Below are 20,244 nucleotides of genomic sequence, written 5' to 3' on the forward strand. Positions count from 1 at the left end.
CTTTGGCATTTGACTTGAAGATGTGTTTTAAACTGGGGTAATTTTAAAATTCAATTTCCTCTTCGTCTGAGTTGAGAGGCTGCATACTTTCGTCGGTGGAATTAACCCAAATGCAGGTATCAAGATAATTAGCTAATTCACTGAGACTAGGAAATTCAAATATCTTTCGTAGGGATAGTTCTACTTTAAAATTATCACGGATACGGGCAATTAGTTGGGTTGCTAATAATGAATGTCCCCCCAAATTGAAGAAGTTATCTTGTCGGGCAATTACTTCATATTTAAGCATTTTTGCCCATAATTCAGCAAGCAATTTTTCTGTTACCGTTACAGGTAATTCAATGTCTGGTGCTGAAACTCCTGTATCTGGTACGGGTAAGGCTTTGCGAGCTATTTTACCATTTGGTGTTAATGGCAGTTTTTCTAAAACAGTGAAATGACTAGGAATCATATAATCAGGGAGGGCTTTTACGAGAAAATCCCGCCATTCTTCTAATAAATTTGAGTCAATTTGATTGGTACGATATTGTAATGGTTGGTTTGCATAATCTTGCCAAGGTTTCAGTTGCAAATTCTCCCCTTGTTTAAATCGTGGCAATGTCACTTGTCCCGAAATATCCCGTTGAAAAATGACATCGTAATTAGAAAATCTGGTAGGATTATATTGGATAAAAGGTGTGTAGGGCAAATTTAGCGCTAAAGTTCGCAATGCTTCGGGTTCTATGCCTAGTTTGACTTGGGCAATTGCTGCTTTTAAGTCTGCAACAGTACCATTTAATTGAGCAATTTCTTCTAACATTGCCATTTCTGAAATGAGACGAGCATTAGGAATATTCTTGATACCTAATAAATCAGGCTGCTGAGTTTTTAAAATTTTCTCTATTGTTTTTAAATTAATTTTTTCATCTTGCCAATCTAACCATTGAGGTTCCGTGACAGGAATATCTGTTTGATCCAAGTGTAAAACAACATCATAACGAAAACGGCTCATTTCCGTTTGGGCATAACCCCGTTGCAATTGAATTTGTACATGGCTAATTCGAGGAAATCGTTGTTTTAAAGCAAAAAATAAATCAGGATCAATCAGTAACTCGCCTTCGGTGTCAATGCTTTTTTGAATCTGTTGATGCAAGTCCTTAATTGACAACTCATCGGGGGCGCGATGAAACTCGACTGCGGTATGGAAAGCTTCTAGTAATTGAAGATTACGCACATCTCCAATAAAGATTGAACCGTGAGTTTTTACAGCTTTGACAGCCCCCTCCAATACTTGTAAAAAGTAATCCAGAGAGGGAAAATACTGGATAACAGAATTTATGATTACCAAGTCATAAGCATTTGTTTCAATGCTGTCAAACTGGTTAGCTGCACTAAATTTTAAGGTAACTTTGTCTTGGAGAGATTGCTGTTTGAGATGTTGTTCAATATAGTGCAATGCTTCAGGTGAAAAATCCGTGCCTAAGTACTGCTGACAATGAGGCGCAATTTTAAATAATAATAGCCCTGTCCCACAACCAATTTCCCAAATCCGTTGCGGTTCTAGTTCCAGAATTTGGGCAACTGTTGTATCTCGCCATTCCTGCATCGCCGCTTCGGGAATCGGTTTTCCGGTGTAGCTATCATTCCAACCTGCTAGATTTAGTATTGGGTCGTTGCTTGGGGTTTGTTGTTGAGAGTAGCTATCATTAAAAACTTGCTGCCACAATTCCACTTGTTCAGAGGTTGTCTGCAATGTCTCTACTTCTGTTGGTGTAGTTACAATATAAGCTAGCAAGCGTTGAGCGATCGCATCTTCTCCTGCTAAAATCACAACTGCTTGCTGAATTTTCGGGTGTTGAGCTAATAAAGCTTCAATTTCACCCAATTCAATCCGAAAGCCCCGCAGTTTAACTTGGTTATCAATCCGCCCCAAATATTCTAAGTTACCGTCTCCCAACCATCTTGCTAAATCTCCAGTTTTATAAACTCGTTCTCGTTCGCCAAACAATTCCAGTTCGATAAATTTTTCGGCTGTCAGTTCAGCACGGTTTAGATAGCCACGGGCTAAACCAGCACCCGCAATACAAAGTTCGCCAGGAATCCCAGGAGGTAAGGGTTGGTTTTGGTTGTCTAAAATGTAGATGCGTGTATTGGCAATTGGTTGTCCGATTAATAAATTGCCTACTAGATCCCTTTTTCCAGTTGCTTCGTAGACACAACACCCAACAACCGCTTCTGTGGGGCCATATTCGTTAATCAGGCGGGTATCGGGGGCATGAGTCAGCCAGGGAATTATTTGGTTAGCGTGTAATGCCTCACCACCTAAAACAAAGGCATTAACCCGATTTGGCATAGTAACCGCATCGAGTTGCTGATTTAATATTTCCAGATGGGACGGTGTGATTTTGACAAGAGAAAGACGTTTGTTTTGTTTAACGATGTTTGCTAAAGCTTCAATTTCTTGTTTTTCTCTCACCAAGGTGGTAGTGCGTCCACAAATTAGAGGTAGAAAGAGGGAGGTAATGGTTGCATCAAAGCTTAGGGAAGATTGCACAGGTGTACCTTGTCCTTGGGCTACTGCATAGAAGTCTTTTGCCCAGTGCAAATAGTTACTTAAACCACGGTGCAGTATTTCTACGCCTTTTGGTCGTCCAGTAGAGCCTGATGTGTAAATTACATAAGCTAAATCATCTTGATTTTGGATTTTAAGATTTTCTGTTCCCTGTTCCCTGTTCCCTGTTCCCTCTCGATCTAAATAGAGTACTTGGTATTGCCGCTCGCATTCTTTAAGCGCTAATCTATCTTTAAGTTGACTATGAGTTAGCAAAACCCTTGCCCCACAGTCTTCCAGCATAAAACGAATCCGCTCTTGTGGGTAGTTGGGGTCAATTGGCACATACGCCCCGCCCATTTTAAGAATACCAAATAAACCAATGACCATCTCTAGCGATCGCTCTACACAAATCGCTATCAATGGATTATCATGCTCTTTTTTGATTTCTAATAGAGAATACGCCAGTTGATTAGCTTTTTGGTTGAGTTCTTGATAACTCAGGCTGCAATCTTCAAACACCACGGCAATGTTATCGGGGGTTTGTGCAACTTGTTGTTCAAATAGAGTTACCAGCGTCTGGTGTTGAGGATAATCGATGTTAGTTTGATTCCAAACTCGCAGTTGTTGAATTTCTGCTGTTGTCATCAAGGGCAGCTTACTGATGGGCTGTTGGGGATTTTCGGTAATTGCTTCTAGCAATACTTCAAAGTGTCCCGCCATACGTTGAATAGTTTCTGCTTTAAATAAATCGGTGGCATATTCCCACATACAATGCAGTTGTTCGTCCCTTTCGCAAATATCCAAGGTCAAATCAAACTTGGCGAATGGATAAGTTTGATTTAACCATTTAATATCCAGCCCTGGTAAACTAACATTTGTCCCCGACCCTTCGGTGTTTTGCAACACGATCATCACTTGGAATAAAGGGTTATGGCTGAGACTGCGTTCTGGTTGTAACTGTTCTACCAAATATTCAAAGGGAATATCTTGATGAGCGTAGGCATCTAAGCAAGTTTGGCGGGTTTGTTGAAGTAACTCACTAAATCCTTGCTCTGGCTTGATTTTGCTCCGTAATACTAAGGTGTTGACAAAAAAGCCGATTAGTGATTCTGTGTACTTATGGGTACGATTTGCGATCGCACTACCAACACACAAATCCTCTTGACGGCTGTAACGCGATAGTAAGATATTAAAAGTCGTCAACAGGGTCATAAACAAACTAACCCCGAATTTTCGACTCAATATTTTGAGTTTCTGAGTCAGTTCATGGCTCAAACGATATTCCTTGCGTCCACCTTGGTAACTTTGCTGCACCGGACGGGAATAATCGGTAGGCAAATCTAGCAATCGCGGAGCATCGCCTAGTTGTTGTTTCCAATAATTTTCTTGACTTTCTAAAATCTCCCCTTGTAACCAACTGCGCTGCCAAGCTGCATAATCACTATACTGAATCGGCAATGGTGACAATTTTGGAGCATCCCCCGCAGCAAAAGCCGAATAAGCCTGTTCCCATTCGCGTTTAAACACCCCCATCGACCAGCCATCGCTAATAATGTGGTGCATATTCAGGAGCAGCACATTTTTTTGTTCGCTTAATTGCAGGAGTTTCGCTTTGAAAAGAGGGCCAGTATTTAAGTTAAATGGTTCTTGGGCGTGGTTATTTGATAAGCGTTGTACGGTTTCTGCTTGAGTCTGGGAATCAAGTTTTTGTAAATCTGCGATTTCCAGCACTTCAATATCTTCTAGATTTTGGACAACTACTTGCGCTTCTCCCTCCAAAGCTGGAAAATAAGTACGGAGAATGGCATGGCGATCGAGGAGATAATCAAAACTTGCCCGCAACGCCTCTATATTTAACTTACCATCAAGTTGCAAAGCCGTTGACATATTGTAGGTAGCTGAGGTTCCAGTACCTTCAAGTTGAGCTAAAAACCAAAGTCTTGATTGAGCAAAAGAAAGAGTTTTGGGAACATTTTCAGGCTGTGGTGTGATGGGCGGTAAAGCGATTCCTGAAGATGCTCGATCAATTTCTGTTGCTAACTCAGACAAAATACTCTGCTCAAATACCTTACGGACAGGTATTTCCACCCCAAAACTATCACGAATGCGGGTAATTAATTGAGTCGCTAATAAAGAATGCCCACCCAGTTCAAAAAAGTTATCTCGACGACCAATAGACTTAGCTTTTAAAAGACTTTGCCATAAGGTAGCCAGCAATTCTTCAGTTGGCGTAACAAGCACTTCAAAGTTAGTGGAAGTAAATGTATCTGGTGCTGGTAATGATCTGCGATCTAACTTACCGTTGGGGTTAATGGGCAGCTTATCCAATATTATAATCTGGCTAGGAAGCATATAATTTGGTAGGCGATTTTTCAGATAGTCCTTAAGTTGATTCGCTAAATTGATAGACTTTTCTGCCGCAGTAAGATATGCTAAAATCCTGGGATTACTATCAGATTTGTATAAAATAACAACTGCTTCTTTAACTAAAGTGTGTTGTAATAATAACGATTCAATTTCACCGATTTCAATTCTAAAACCCCGTAATTTAATCTGATCGTCAATGCGACCCAGATACTCAAGATTACCATCACAGTTCCATTTTGCTAAGTCGCCTGTTTTATAAATTCGCTCAATTTTCCCAAATAATTCAACATCAATAAATTTTTCATTAGTTAAATCGGGACGATTCAAATAGCCTCGTGCTAAACCCACTCCTGCAATGCACAATTCCCCAGGAATACCGGGTGGTAAGAGTTGATTATGAGTATCTAAAATGTAGATACGAATATTAGATAATGGTTGCCCAATAGAAGGTTTTTTTCCATTTGGTTCACAACTAGCTATAGTGGCAATAACTGTCGATTCTGTCGGCCCGTAGCAATTGAAAAAATGTCGTCCCGTTCCCCATTGTGTCACCAATTCTGCTGAACAAGCCTCACCACCAACCCCTAGACATTGCAAATCGGGTAAGCTTGCTTGAGGTAAGACAGACAATACCGAAAGAGGTAAAGCGCTGTGAGAAATTTTGTATTCTGCTAAGAAATTAATCAAGCCTTGACCGGGTAACAAAGTTTCTTTATTAGTAAGATATAAGCAAGCACCTGTTACCAAAGTAGTAGCAATTTCTGCAACAGACGGATCAAAACTAAAAGAAACAAACTGAAGTAAACGGCTTTGAGATTGAACTTGAAAAGTTTTCGCCCAAGCCAAGCTTAGATTGACAATTGCACGATGCTCAATCATTACCCCTTTGGGTCGCCCCGTTGAACCGGAGGTATAAATTATATAAGCTAAATTATCAGGCGTAATTTTAACATTGGGATTATCTGTTAACGCCGAATTAAAAGTTTCTTCATCTAAACAAATAACTTGGTGTTCGAGTTTACTTAGAGATAATTGGTCTTTGATAAAACTTTGGGTTAATAATACCGATGTTCCAGAATCCTGTAGCATGAATTCAATTCGTTCTTGTGGATAACTGGGGTCAATTGGCACATAAGCAGCACCCGCTTTGAGGATACCAAGCACACCAATAATCATTTCTAAAGAACGTTCAACACAGATAGCAATTAAGGTATCTAGTTGAATTTGGTGATTTTGAATTAGATAATGAGCGAGTTGGTTAGCTTTTTGATTAAGTTGTTGATAAGTTAGGCTCTGGGATTCAAATACCAAAGCGAGATTATCAGGAGTTTTAGCAACTTGAGCCTCAAACAGGTTAACCAGAGTTTGATTGAGAGGATAATCGGTTTGAGTTTGATTCCAGTGTTGTAGTTGTTGACGTTCAACTTCTGTGAGCAATGGTATAGTATTAATCGGTTGTTGAGAATTATCAACAATTTCTTGAATCAAGACTGCAAAATTTCCGATCGTCCTTTGAATGGTTGTAGCTGCAAACAAATCGGTGGCATATTCCCATTCTCCGATTAACCCTTGGGAAGTTTCCCGAACAATTAGCGACAAATCAAACAGCGTCGTCGTGTTTTCCCATTTAAAGGGATTCAGGGTTAATCCAGGGATTTCTAGAGTCTCTTGGGTTTCATTTTGCAAGCCAAAAGTCACTTGAAATAGGGGATGATAGGAGAGCGATCGCTCTAAACCCAATTCATCAACCAGTTTTTCAAAGGGTAAATCCTGATGATCGTAGGCATCTAGGGTTACTTGCTTCACCCGTTCAAGTAATTCCAAGAAGGTTGGATTCCCTTCTAAGTTGATACGTAATGCTAAGGTATTGACAAAAAAGCCAATAAGTGGCTCAGTCTCTCGACGATTCCGGTTTGCGATCGCAGAACCAACAACAATATCATCCTGTCCACTGTAGCGCGAAAGTAACAGCGCAAATGCTGTCAGTAAGGTCATAAACAGAGTTGTTCCTGACTCTTGACTCAAACGCTTCAATTTCTGAGTTAAATCCTGATTGAGCTTGCCAAACTCACTACGTCCCCGATAGCTTTGCGTTGACGGGCGGGGTTTGTCTGTAGATAATTCTAACAGTGGCGGAACTGCGGATAATTGTTTTTGCCAATAATTGAGTTGCTTTTGCAATACCTCTCCCTCTAACCATTGTCTTTGCCAGTGAGCGAAATCGGCATATTGCAGCGATAATTCTGGTAAAGGAGAAGGTTTTTTAGCACAAAAAGCCGTGTAAAGAGTGAATAATTCCCGGCGGAATATCTGCATTGACCAGCCATCACAAACGATATGATGGATGACGAGCAACAGCAGATGAGATTGATTACTCAATTGCAACAATTTCACCCGTAGCAAAGGTGGATTTGATAAGTCAAAGGGTTGTTGCAATTCTTCTATCGCTAATTGCTGCGCTTTAGTTAACTGCTTTTTTTCCGTCAATTGTCGCCAGTCTATCAGTTGCATTGTCAACTTAAGATTGTCATGAATCACCTGTATAGGCGAACCATCGATAACTGAAAAACTGGAACGTAATATTTCATGACGTTGAATAATTGCTGTAATAGCTTCTTCTAAAGCTGCTATTTGAAGACATCCATTAATTTGTAAAAAAAACGGGACATTGTATACACAATTTCCGTCTTCTAGTTGGTCGATAAACCACAGTCTTTGTTGAGCAAAAGAGAGGGGAAGCGGTTGTTTGCGCGAAACAGGTGTGAGGAGTGGAGATTGCTGTTGTTTTTTCAGTTTTTGTAAGACTAATTCTCGCTTTTCTGGCGAAAGGCTTTCAAGACGTTTTAGGATATCACTCATAATATTTATTGTTAAAAATTATTTAAATCGAACCACAGAGACAGAAGAAGTACAATATTTTATTAATCTCTCGTCAATCTCTATATAAATACTCTGCGTTACTCCGCGTTCCCTCGGCGTTCCTTTGCGTTTAAAAAAATACTCATAAGAGCAATTGCCGCCTCACTTCTACCTCTGATAATTCTTCAACTTCCGCTAAAATCTCTGCCATAGCATTATCTTCTGCTTGTGCAATTTGTTGATCAATCACTTTTTGAGATAGTTCAGCAATGGTCGGATTTTCAAACAGGTAACGCAAAGGAAAATCTAAAACAAAGGCTTCTCTTAATCGAGAAATTACTTGAGTAGCCAGTAAAGAATGTCCCCCCAACTCAAAGAAGTTATCGTGAATTCCAATTTGTTTTAATCGCAGAACTTCATTCCAAATCGTGGCTAATTCTTGTTCGGTAGGTGTAGAAGGAGCAATAAAATCAACCTCTGGAGTTCTTTGGGAAGTATCTGGGGCGGGTAAAGCCCGGCGATTAATCTTACCATTAGGTGTTAAAGGTAATGCTTCCAGAAATACAAAAGCGGCGGGAATCATGTAATCGGGCAGCTTTTTTTTAAGGAAGTTTCGCACAGTGCTAGGTGTTGGTTGATTGTCTTTAGTTACGAGATAAGCCACTAAATACTTGTTCCCAGGTTCATCTTCGCGCAGAATAACTACCGCTTGCTTTATGTCAGGATGTTGATTTAAAAATGCCTCAATTTCTGCTAGCTCAATGCGAAAACCGCGAATTTTTACTTGTGTATCAATTCGACCCATAAATTCCAGATTACCATCAGGGAGACGGCGGACTAAATCTCCGGTTTTGTAAAGTGTATCTCCCTCAATAAAAGGATTAGGAATAAATTTTTCACGGGTTAATGTTGGTTGATTTAAGTAACCTCTAGCAACACTCGCCCCACCTATATAAAGTTGTCCAGGAACCCCAATGGTCACTCTGTGCAAATCTCCATCTAGTAAATAAACGTTTCTATCGCCTATGGGTTTTCCGATGGGAATTGAATGGACATTTTGAGCAAGTTGTTTAGGAATCGGGTAACAAGAGGTAAATACTGTACATTCCGAAGGGCCATAAGCGTGAATAATTTGGGTTTCTGGTAATAATTCTAAGGCGCGGCGAACATGACATACAGAAACGAACTCTCCCCCAAATAGCAGTTGTTTAATCCCTAATAATCCTTCTGGGATGGTGTCAATCATAAGATTGAAAAGGGCGGTAGTTAGAAACAGGATATTAATCCCCTGTTCTTGGATAATTTTGCTTAAGTTTTCAGGTGTGGGAATTTTATCTGGGTAAAGCACACAACGCCCACCATAAAGTAATGGCGGCCAAAGTTCTAGAGTGAATGCATCCCAGGAAATTGATGAATGTTGCAGCCAAATTTGCTCTGCATCAAGGTGAATGTAATCAACCCCAAACATAAAACCAATAATGCTGCGATGGGTGATTTCTGTTCCTTTTGGTATACCCGTTGAGCCAGAGGTATAAATTATATAAGCTAAGTTTTCTGGATTAACTTGACTTGATAAATTATTTGTTTTGTGTGTATCAATGATTTGCCAATCTGTATCCAGATTAACCACAATTTGATTATGGATTGGGAGTCTATGTTGTAAATAATTCTGTGTCAGTAAGATGGTTGTTTGCACATCTTCCACCATAAACGCCAGTCTTTCTGGGGGATAAGTAGGATCTAGCGGCACATAAGCCCCACCCGCTTTGAGAATAGCCAGTATCCCTACCACCATTTCTAGCGATCGCTCGACACAAATTCCTACCCGTACTTCTGGTTGAACTCCTAGCGTTTGTAAATAATGGGCTAATTGATTAGCGCGATTATTCAATTCCCGATAAGTTACATATTCTTTTTCATATACAACTGCTACTGTATCAGGAGTTTTTTCTACCTGTTCTTCAAATAAAATATGAATACATTTATAATAATTAGAATCTATATATTGATGATTTTCTTGCAGCAGCAATTCTTCTTCTTCGGCTGCACTGAGCAAGGATAATTGAGAAATATCTTGTTGTAAATTAGCTGCCATTCCTGCTAGCAATGTTTGGAAATGTCCAATCATGCGGCTAATTGTCTGTTGCTCAAAGCGATTAGCATCATAAATAATCCTTCCAGACAATTTTGATTGAGGATTAACTACTACCGTTAGAGGATAATTTGTGCGTTCAAAACAACGAATATCACTAATTTTTAAAGTTTCTTTGACTTCCTCCTCAGCAGAATCTATCGGATAATTTTCAAACACTAAAATACTTTCAAATAGTGGCGTTCCAGGAGGAATATCACTTATTTGTTGAATTTCTGCCAAAGGGAAATAAGCATATTGTTCCTGTTCAAGTTGTTGGGTTTGTAAATGTTTCAGCCAAGATAATAATTCTGTTTTTCCATCGACATCTAACCGGATGGGGAGAGTGTTGATAAATAGCCCAACCATCGATTCTACATTCTCAAAAGTTGGTGGACGACCAGATACAGTTGCACCAAAGACCACATCACTTTCTCCACTGTAGCGGGAAAGTAGTAACGCATAAGCTCCTTGCACCAAATTATTCAAAGTTAAATGGTGCTGTCGTGCGGCATATTGCAATTTTTCAGTTACCGTTTGAGATAATTGGAAAGGTTGCTCATTGTATATTTCTTCCTTGCTGTTCCCTATTCCCTGTTCCCTATTCCCGATTAAAGAGATCGGAGCTTCAAACCCTTGGAGAGTTTGTCGCCAAAAGTTTTTTGCTTGAGCAATATCCTGTTGTTGTAACCAATGAATATAATCTCGATAAGGGCGAGAGGGTTTCAGGCGTAAATATTCGCTTCGATAATCAGCCTCATAAAAAGTTAAAACTTCTTTCAAGATAATCTGCATCGACCAGCCATCAAAAAGGATATGATGATGACTCCATATAAATTGATAAGTCTGCTTTCCTAGATAAATTAGAGTGAAGCGCATTAAGGGAGTTTCGGCAAGATCCAATCCTTTTTGGCGATCGCATTTCAAAAAATCCGCTATATGCTGTTGTTGTTCATCAGGCGTTAAATTCTGCCAATCTAATTCTTTCCAGGATAGATTGACTTCCTTACTAACCATTTGCAAGGGCTTTTCTATCTCTTCCCAATAAAAAGAACTGCGTAAAACTGGATGTCTTGCCACAACCTGCTCCCAAGCTTGCTGGAAGGCAAGAAAATTTAATTCTCCAGAGAGAGTACAAAGGAACTGCTCAAAATAAACTTCCGATTCTGGCGCATAAAGGGTATGAAACAGCATCCCTTGCTGCATAGGCGAAAGTTCATAAAGATCCTCAATATTTTCCATTAAACTACCTCTGAATGCTGAATATTAACATAGGAATCATATTTGATTTTTGAACAAAATTAGGTATTTTAGGGTGTGTTAGAATTTAATTCGGTTAAGGCAAGAGACGCGATAAATCGCCGTCTCTACAAAGGATCGATTATATACAAAATTTACATGAGTAATAAACCAAAAACTAAACCCTCATGAATACTAATGAATTTTACTTTTATTGACTTTCGCTAAGAATTTATCAAGCTGTTTTTGATTAAGTTTAGCAGCCGAAAAATCAGAAGGCGTATAACCTTGTGACTCTTTTAACTGACAGTGAACAATCAAATTTTTTAACGCTTCAATAAACCCAAAAGCCAAGCGTTCAATTGTGGCTTTTTGATGAACTTTGTCGCTATAATTCCAAGTCATCTCTAACTTTCCAGCGCGAATAAATCCGCTTATTCCTAACAGGTGGCTGCGCTTACCAGCTTCACTTTGTCGCGCTTTCATTTCTTTAACCAAACCCAAAACTTCAGATGCCTTAAGCACCCGATCAAACTGACCAAGGTAATTAAAACTCACTTCTGCTTGAGGTAGCGCTTGTAGTTTCACATCATCCCGCCGTAAATAACGCAACACCCCATAACCAATACCTCGGTTGGGGATGCGCCGCAATTGTTCTTTAACTAACTTTAAAGTCTCTTCGGGATGGTCAATTTCTTCTAACTGTAACCGAACCGGGAATAAGGTGGTAAACCAGCCAATGGTACGCGACAAATCCACATCCTCAAATAAGTCTTCTCTGCCATGACCTTCTAAGTCAACCAGCAGCGAATTTTCTCCCGTCCATTGGGCAAAGCTTTGCACTAAGGCTGTCAGCAACACATCATTAATTTGAGTGTTGTAGGCTCCAGGGACATCCTGCAAAAGGGCGCGGGTTTGTTCTTCAGTTAAAGAAAGGGATACAGAAGCAGTTGAAGCGATAGTATTTTCGTCAGATAAAGGCTTGTCTATTGGCAGTGGAGTAACTTGAAAACTAGACTCACCCAGCCAGTAATTTAACTCTGTGGTAATTGCATCTGATTGAGCATATTTTAGCAAGCGATCGCTCCAATATTGAAACGAAGTTGTCTTAGGCGGTAATTGAATCGGTTCACCACGGCTGATTTGCTGGTATGCAGTAGCCAAATCTTCTAACAAAATCCGCCATGAGATGCCATCTACTGCTAAATGATGGATGATAAATAGTAAGCAACTAGGTTGATTGTTGCCTAATTGAAATAATTCTACTCGTGCGATCGCTCCAGTAGACAAATTCAGACTAGCCTGAAGTTCACTATCTGCGGCTTTGATTGCTATTTGCTGTTCTGCTGACGAAAGTTGAGACAAATCGATAACGCTAAACGGCACAGATTTATCAACAGCGACGTTAAACTGCTGCCAGTTTTCCCCTTCTTGCACAAACCGTAGACGCAAAGCATCATGATGCAGTAATAATTGTTGCACAACTTGCTGTAATAGCTCTGGTTGCAAATCTGGCGGCACTTCCAGCAATATTGACTGGTTAAAATAATCAGGTTCCGGCGATTTCTGCTCGAAAAACCAGTGCTGGATGGGTGTCAGCGCCACCTTGCCAGTTACTAACCCTTGTTCGGCTGTAACTTGGCAAGTCATACCTGCCACAGCAGCTAACTCAGCAATCGTTTGGTATTGAAATAGCTGTTTGGGAAAAATTTGGATACCCGCTTGCTTGGCACGAGAAATTATCTGAATGCTGAGAATCGAATCTCCGCCCAATTCAAAGAAGTTATCGTGGATGCCAACTTGCTCTAATCGCAAGATTTCCGACCAAATCGCCGCTAATCTTTCTTCTGTGGCTGTCTGGGGAGCAACAAATTTATCTTCTGCACACCGGGAAAGGTCGGGCGCTGGGAGGGCGCGGTAGTCTACCTTGTGGTTGGGTGTCATCGGCAGCGCATCTAGCAGTACGAAAGCCGAAGGAACCATATAATTAGGCAGTTTCAGCTTGAGGAAATGACGCAGTTCATCGGCGTTTGGTTGCGGTTGGTGGGGTATAACATAAGCTATAAGGCGCTTTTGTCCAGGGATGTCTTCACGGGCAATAACGACAGCCTGAAACACCTGTGGATGTTGACGTAACACCGTCTCAATTTCTCCTAACTCAATACGGAAGCCGCGAATTTTCACTTGGTCGTCAACTCGACCGAGATATTCTAGGTTGCCATTTGCACGAAATCGTGCTACGTCACCAGTTTTGTAAAGGCGAGCCAATTTTGGATTTTGGATTTTGGATTTATTTTCTGATTCAATAGTTTGAGAAGATTCTAAATTCTCACTCTTATTCCCGAATCCAAAATCGCTAAAGGGATTGGAGATGAATTTTTCCTCGGTTAACTCTGGGCGTTGCCAATATCCTCTAGCTAATCCAGCCCCGCCAATATGCAATTCTCCAGGAACTCCTATAGGAACAGGTTGCAGATATTTATCCAGAACATAAGCCTGAGTATTACTGATGGGTTGCCCGATCGCAACCCAAGAATTATCTGCCGAACTTAAGCGGTGTAAAGTGGTTATAACCGTTGCTTCCGTTGGCCCGTAACTATTAAATAATTGCGGTGGCTGGAGAAAATGAGCAATACTACAGTGCCAATGCTTCACTTTTTCCAATTGAACTTCTTCACCCCCAACAATCACAACCCTGAGACTTTCAGGAATTCGGGAGTCTTCAGGGGTAAGTTCCGCGACCAATTGATGCCAGTACGCTGTAGGGAGATCCAAAACTGTCAATTGCCATTGTTGACAACACCGCCAAAATTCATCGCTGGAGTGCAACATCTCTTCGGTACGTAGTACTAATGTTGCACCAACTAAAAGAGAAGGTAAGATTTCTTCAATAGATGTATCAAAGCAGATTGACGCAAATTGCAGAATCTTATCGTCTGCACTAATTCCATATTCATGAGTTGCGGTGATGACAAAATTTATTAGCGATCGCTGTTCAATCATCACACCCTTGGGTTTTCCCGTAGAACCAGAGGTATAAATAATATAGGCAAGGTTGTCAAGTTGAACGTTATTAATTGGGTTGGCTGTATTTTGTTGAGCAATTATTGCCCAGTCTCTATCTAAACAGATCCTTTTTCCAGGATAATCTGGTAATTTCTCACAAAATCTTTCTTGAGTCAGCAAAATACCCAATTGCGTATCTTCTAAAATGTCAGCTAGTCGCTCTTTTGGATAAGCCGGGTCAAGGGGAACATAAGCACCACCAGCTTTGAGAATAGCAAGTAAGCCGACAATCATCTCTAGGGAACGGTCAACGCAGATACCAACTAGCATTTCTGGTTTGACTCCTAAATTTTGCAGATAGTGGGCTAATTGATTGGTGCGATCGCTCAATTCGCGGTAAGTTAACTTTTGAGCTTCTTGCTCAATAGCTACAGCATCGGGCGATCGCTCCACCTGAGACTCAAATAGCTTATGAATACAGTCTATCTGTGTATATTCTCTAGGAGTATGATTCCACTCCAGCAGTAAATTTTGTTGAGATTCTGTCAACAGAGGTATTTTACCAATCTGTTGCTCTGGATTGCCCACAATATTTTGTAGCAACTTTTGATACTGCTCTAACATTTGTTGGATTGTAGCAGCATCGAAAAGATCGCTATTGTATTCTAAAACTAGGGTGATTCCTTTTGCTCCGGTTTTAGCACCGTTCTGCACGCTTTGCTCAAAACGCGGTATGACTAAGAAATCTAGATCAAACTTTGCAGATTTATTACTAAGGGGTTCGTGCAAGCTGATGTCCAAGCCTGGGAGATTCAAATCAGGCATAGCAGAATCATGGAAGCTGAACATCACTTGAAACAGAGGATTGTGGCTCAGGTTGCGTATGGGCTTGAGAATTTCTACCACTTTATCGAAGGGTAGGTCTTCGTTAGCGTAAGCTTCTAGCGTCACTTGGCGCACACGGTCAAGTAATTCTCTAAATGTGGGATTACCTGACAAATCGGTACGTAAAACCAAGTTATTGACAATCATGCCAATTAACTTTTCTATCTCGTGCATCCGTCGATTGGCAACAGCAGTCCCAATGCTAATATCTTCTTGCCCAGTGTATCTGTGCAACATCACCAGGAAAGCTCCCAGCATCGTCATAAATAAGGTTGCACCTTCTTGACGACTGAGAATTCTCAGGGATTCACACAAATCGTTGGGAAGTTCCATTCTGATTTGATCGCCATTGTAAGTTTGTTCTGTCGGTCGGGGGCGATCTAGTGGTAATTCCAACAGGGGGGAACTACCTGATAACTTTTGTTGCCAATAGGTTAATTGCACTTGGGCTTGGGTGCTATTCACCCATTCACGCTGCCAATGGGCAAAGTCTGCAAACTGCAAGCATGGTTCAGTCAGTGGGGAGGGTTTACCCGCACAGAAGGCTGGATAAAGTTTCATTAACTCACCCAGAAAGACGTTGAACGACCAACCATCATGAACCATGTGATGCTCAATATGGATCAATATATGTTCTTGGTCATTCAACTTCAATAAAACCCACCTCACTAGGGGTAGTTGATTGATGTCAAAGGGCTGCTGTATTTCAGCGTCACATAGCTTTTCAGCCTCGGCTTCTTGCTCCGATTCCGAGAATGCCAGGAGATCAATTACTTTGAAACTAATTGGTTGGTGTGGGTTAATCACCTGAAATAACTTACCATTTACCGCCGGATAAGTCGTGCGAAAGATTTCATGACGCTGCACAATCTCATCAAGACACTGTTGTAAGACTGTGACATCAAGCTGACCGCGAAATCGGATCTTTACCTGGAATTGGTAGGCACTATTTTCCGGCGCTAATTGCTGGATGAAGTACACTCGCTCTTGAGCAAAGGATACTGGCAAGAGTCCTACATGGGGAATTCGTTCTATGGCAAGACGTTGACAGTGTTGTTCTTTGTTAGCTTGGGTGATAAGTTCAGCTAAATTCCCGATAGTGGGGTTTTCAAAGATTTGCCCAAAGGATAACTCGACCGAAAAAACTTCGCGCACGCGAGAAAGCATCTGAGTTGCAATTAGGGAATGACCACCCAGATAGAAAAAATTATCATTGACTCCAATTAGATGGAGCCTTAGTAACTGGCCCCAAATCAGAGCTAACTTTTCCTCAATTGGGTTACGAGGTGCAACAAAGCTTTCTTCGAGATTGGGACGGGTGCGATCGCCAGCTGGAAGATTCCGACGATCGACTTTACCATTAGGGGTGAGGGGCAAGGAGTCTAAGATTACAAAAACTGCTGGCATCATATAATTAGGCAGTTTTTCTTGCAGAAACCGTTTGAGGATAGTAACACTCAGATCGAGTTTTTGCTTAGGGACAATATAGGCAACAAGGTGTTTATCACCAGGGATGTCTTCACGGACAATTACCACTACCTGCTGTACATCCGAATGTTGATTCAAAACCGCCTCAATTTCTCCCAGTTCAATGCGGAAGCCGCGAATCTTCACCTGATTATCGACTCGCCCCAAGTACTCTATATTCCCATCTGCTAAGAAGCGGGCTAAATCGCCAGTTCTGTATAATTTACTGCTTCCTACCTCCTCAAACGGATTGGGAATAAATTTTTCTTTAGTTAATTCTGGGCGGTTAAGATAGCCTCGCGCCAAACCGTCGCCACCAATATACAATTCACCGGGAGTCCCAATAGGAACTGGTTGAAGCTTGGAGTCTAGTATATAGATTTGTGTATTGGAAATTGGGCGACCAATGGGCACATTTGTCGCCCCTTCGGGTATATTCTGCACTAAATACCAACAAGCAAATGTTGTACTCTCGGTTGGGCCATAAGCATTCAGTAATCGCTGTGGCGGCCCATTTCTCAGAACTGCTTTAACAGATTTGAGATCGAGAACATCACCTCCAATTAGTAAGTGATGCAGGTCTTTAAATGCTTCTGGAACAACGCTAGCTAACTGATTAAATAAAGCTGGGGTCAAAAATAATACACTAATTTTTTGTTCGCGGATGTACACTGCAAAGTTCTGCGGTGAAAGCACAACATCTTGAGGAATTACCACCAGCCTCGCCCCGTGCAGGAGAGATCCCCAAATTTCAAATGTGGCTGCGTCAAATGAGGTATTTGAGGCTTGGGCGATACAATACCAACTCTGTAACTGTACGTAGTTGGTGTTGTATACTAGCCGATTGATAGCCCGATGCGGCACAGCTACTCCCTTTGGTGTTCCTGTAGAACCGGAGGTGTAGATGACATAAGCCAGGTTTTCAGCTGTGGTATCGCTAGTGGGATTCTCTTGACTTTGGCGATTAATTAATTCCCAGTCACTATCGAGACAAACCAACTTCGCCCCGCTTTCAGTAAACCCTTCCGCAAATTTTTCCTGGGTTAATAACACCTGCACTTGTGAATCTGAGAGTATGAGCGATAGCCGCTCTTGAGGATAGGTTGGATCTAGGGGTACATAAGCTCCACCCGCTTTGAGAATTGCTAATAGCCCTGCGATCGTCAAAAGCGAACGCTCAACACAAATCCCTACCAACACCTCTGACTCTACACCCAAATCTTGCAAATAATGTGCTATTTTATTAGCTCGGTAATTCAACTCTTGGTAAGTAAGTGTTTCTTCTTTGAAGACAACAGCAATATTGTCTGGAGTTTTTTCTACCTGTGCTGCAAATAATTCATGTATGCACAGATGTTTAGGATAATCTGTCTTTGTATCATTCCATTCAACTAATATTTTATGTTGTTCCTGCTTAGTTAAAGCAGAATAATTATTAATAGAGTGAGTCGAGTTAATTATAATTTCTCTCATAAATTTAAATATAAATTGCCAGGAATGTCTTGACCTGGGGATGTTGATTTAAGACGTAGGAAACAGAGAGCAATATTCCTTCTGCTTCCGACCTCTGTTATTGATAGGACTTACGCAAAACTACACACGGTAGGGGCAATTCATGAATTGCCCCTACCTGAAAATTAGGGTCTCGACTAAAGTTTTGCGTAAGTCCTGATTGCATCAAGTAAGGTGACTGCGCTAAACAAAAAGATCGCGTCCACAGCGCACAATATCGGCTGCATCAAAGCAGGGCTAAAACTCTGTTATGACATACAGCCCTTCTTCAACGAGTGATTCCTGCTCTTGGAGGGATTTGGCAGCAAGTTCCCTCTAAAATTGCCCTAAAAAAGGGGGACTTTGACTCTGCTTCCCCCCTTCTAAGCTACGGTGTAGACACAGTGAAATTATTCCTCAACAATTTCAACTGTTGTTGGTTGCGGAATCTCTTCGGTAGCAGTAGTGCTTTCTGGGCTAAGTTGATTTTTCAGTTTGAGTTTTAGCTCCTCTGTAATGGGTAAATCTTTAATTTCTTTGAGGAGGTATCTTACTGATTCGGTTTTGCTACGCTCTGCATAGACGGCCTTGAGAATAGCTTCAATTCCATATCCCGCTACAGTATCTCCCAGAACGGTTATTAGACCAAGCAATCCTATACCTCCGATGATGCCAAAGGGCCCTCCCAAGGCTGTGAGGGCAGCTGCAACAGCAGCGGAACTACCTCCTGATGTGGCTGCTAGAACCACGAGAATTACACCAGGAAGACCCAGACCAGCGAGTTTTTTAACGATTTCGTCCATTGTAATTACCTAAAGTCCTTATACTCTGTGGTTAAAACATTACTAAGGGTATAAGATAGAGTCTTTGTAAATAAAGAAACCTATCTCAGAATCTAGACTAAGCTAGATAAGAGTCATTCGCCCTCAGATTGGGTTAATATTTTTTGAGTTTTATTTCTATTTACCCCGATCTGATGGTTCCGTTTTTTTTTCCATCCTCAGCATCAGTATCCCCAATCATCTCTTCAAACTATTGTGAACTAAGGTTTTCTACATACTCATGTGTCACCTCATCAGGAACAATTAAGCCACATATTGCCCTAGATTTAACTGGCATATTAGTTAGTGTCATAAATGGTTAGAGAATATTTAAAAAGTATTAATAAATAGACTCAAATTTTATCATTTTATTTTTCTTGACTAGGGATTGAAATTTGTAATATTTGTATAAATCAATCCCCTTGAGTTTTTTAAATTTCAAAAAATAAATAAACTAGCTTTTTTAAAACTCAAGCCAATAACCGGATCTTCCGAATAATCTCAGATTTATCAAGAAAATGCAATAGCTGTTAAGACATTTAAGTTAATAATTAAGTAGACAGTTAAGACAGTTAAGACAGTTAAGACAGTTAAGTGGATAATTAAAGTATTTAAAATAGTTATTGATACTCCCCACCGCGTAGGCGGATAGGGATTCTTAAGAAATCCAGAAACGGATTCTTAAGGGCGCTATCAAGTCGCCGCTACTGATTCTACTTAGATCTAGCCCAAGCTTCACCGCTACTTTTCTTAGAATGTTAGCTGCACCGTTGGCATCATCTCCTCAAACCAATGAACGTAACTGATTTTCTGACACATACAAGATTGTAAATAGCGGAATTTATCTAATAGCGTATGTCCCCATTGTGCGGCATATAGATACAAGCTGTAAAATCAGATAAGCTATCAAGCTAACGTAAATTTTTAGGTGATACCATTAACCGCTAATAGATTGGGGAATAAATATTAGTTTAAAACGAATCGAACGCCTGACTAGCAATCTTTTTGAGATATCTCATCAAGATGATTGCTGGTGTAAATCAGTATTTAATTTGTAAATAAAATCACCATTAGCTTAAATATCATTTTTAGCGATCGCTTGTTTTTGCTCCGACTTCACAAAACCGCGTTGCTCCCTTGGTTGAGTGTATTCGGGTGAGTTGGAGGAGTCGGTGCAGAAGTTTTTGGAGATGTTGGGGAAGTCCAAGCGCCCTTATTTGACAGCTTTGGAAGAAAGATTGCTGAGTGTTTTGGAGTTGGAAATTAGGTTTTAATTGCAAACTGCTAGTGTATAAAAACTTTCAACATCTGTGTGATTCCTTAACTACAAAGAAGTTGCAATTAGTAATTATTTTTTCTTAACTGTCTTAACTGTCTTAACTGTCCTAACTGTCTTAAATATTTTAAATGTTTTAACTATTTTAACTGGTATTGTATTTTGTTGA

General features: G+C 40.6%; 4 protein-coding genes. All 4 read right to left on the bottom strand.

All coding sequences use genetic code 11. The features are described from left to right. Nucleotides 1-43 precede the first annotated feature (43 nt). Nucleotides 44-7,759 carry a non-ribosomal peptide synthetase gene (locus tag GTQ43_RS09915; protein ID WP_265272447.1) on the bottom strand — a complete coding sequence of 2,572 codons (7,716 nt, stop codon included), beginning with the start codon at nucleotides 7,757-7,759 and terminating at the stop codon, nucleotides 44-46. A gap of 142 nt (nucleotides 7,760-7,901) precedes the next feature. Continuing rightward, nucleotides 7,902-11,132 carry an amino acid adenylation domain-containing protein gene (locus tag GTQ43_RS09920; protein WP_265272448.1) on the bottom strand — a complete coding sequence of 1,077 codons (3,231 nt, stop codon included), beginning with the start codon at nucleotides 11,130-11,132 and terminating at the stop codon, nucleotides 7,902-7,904. 192 nt (nucleotides 11,133-11,324) lie between these two features. Then, nucleotides 11,325-17,960, bottom strand: coding sequence for a non-ribosomal peptide synthetase (locus GTQ43_RS09925; RefSeq protein WP_265272449.1), 6,636 nt, complete (start codon nucleotides 17,958-17,960; stop codon nucleotides 11,325-11,327). 428 nt (nucleotides 17,961-18,388) lie between these two features. Continuing rightward, a complete protein-coding gene (locus GTQ43_RS09930) occupies nucleotides 18,389-18,781 on the bottom strand; it encodes a hypothetical protein (RefSeq protein WP_265272450.1) in 393 nt (130 codons plus the stop codon). Between the last annotated feature and the right edge of the window lie 1,463 nt (nucleotides 18,782-20,244).

The sequence above is a fragment of the Nostoc sp. KVJ3 genome (genome assembly GCF_026127265.1).
Classification (GTDB): Bacteria; Cyanobacteriota; Cyanobacteriia; order Cyanobacteriales; family Nostocaceae; genus Nostoc.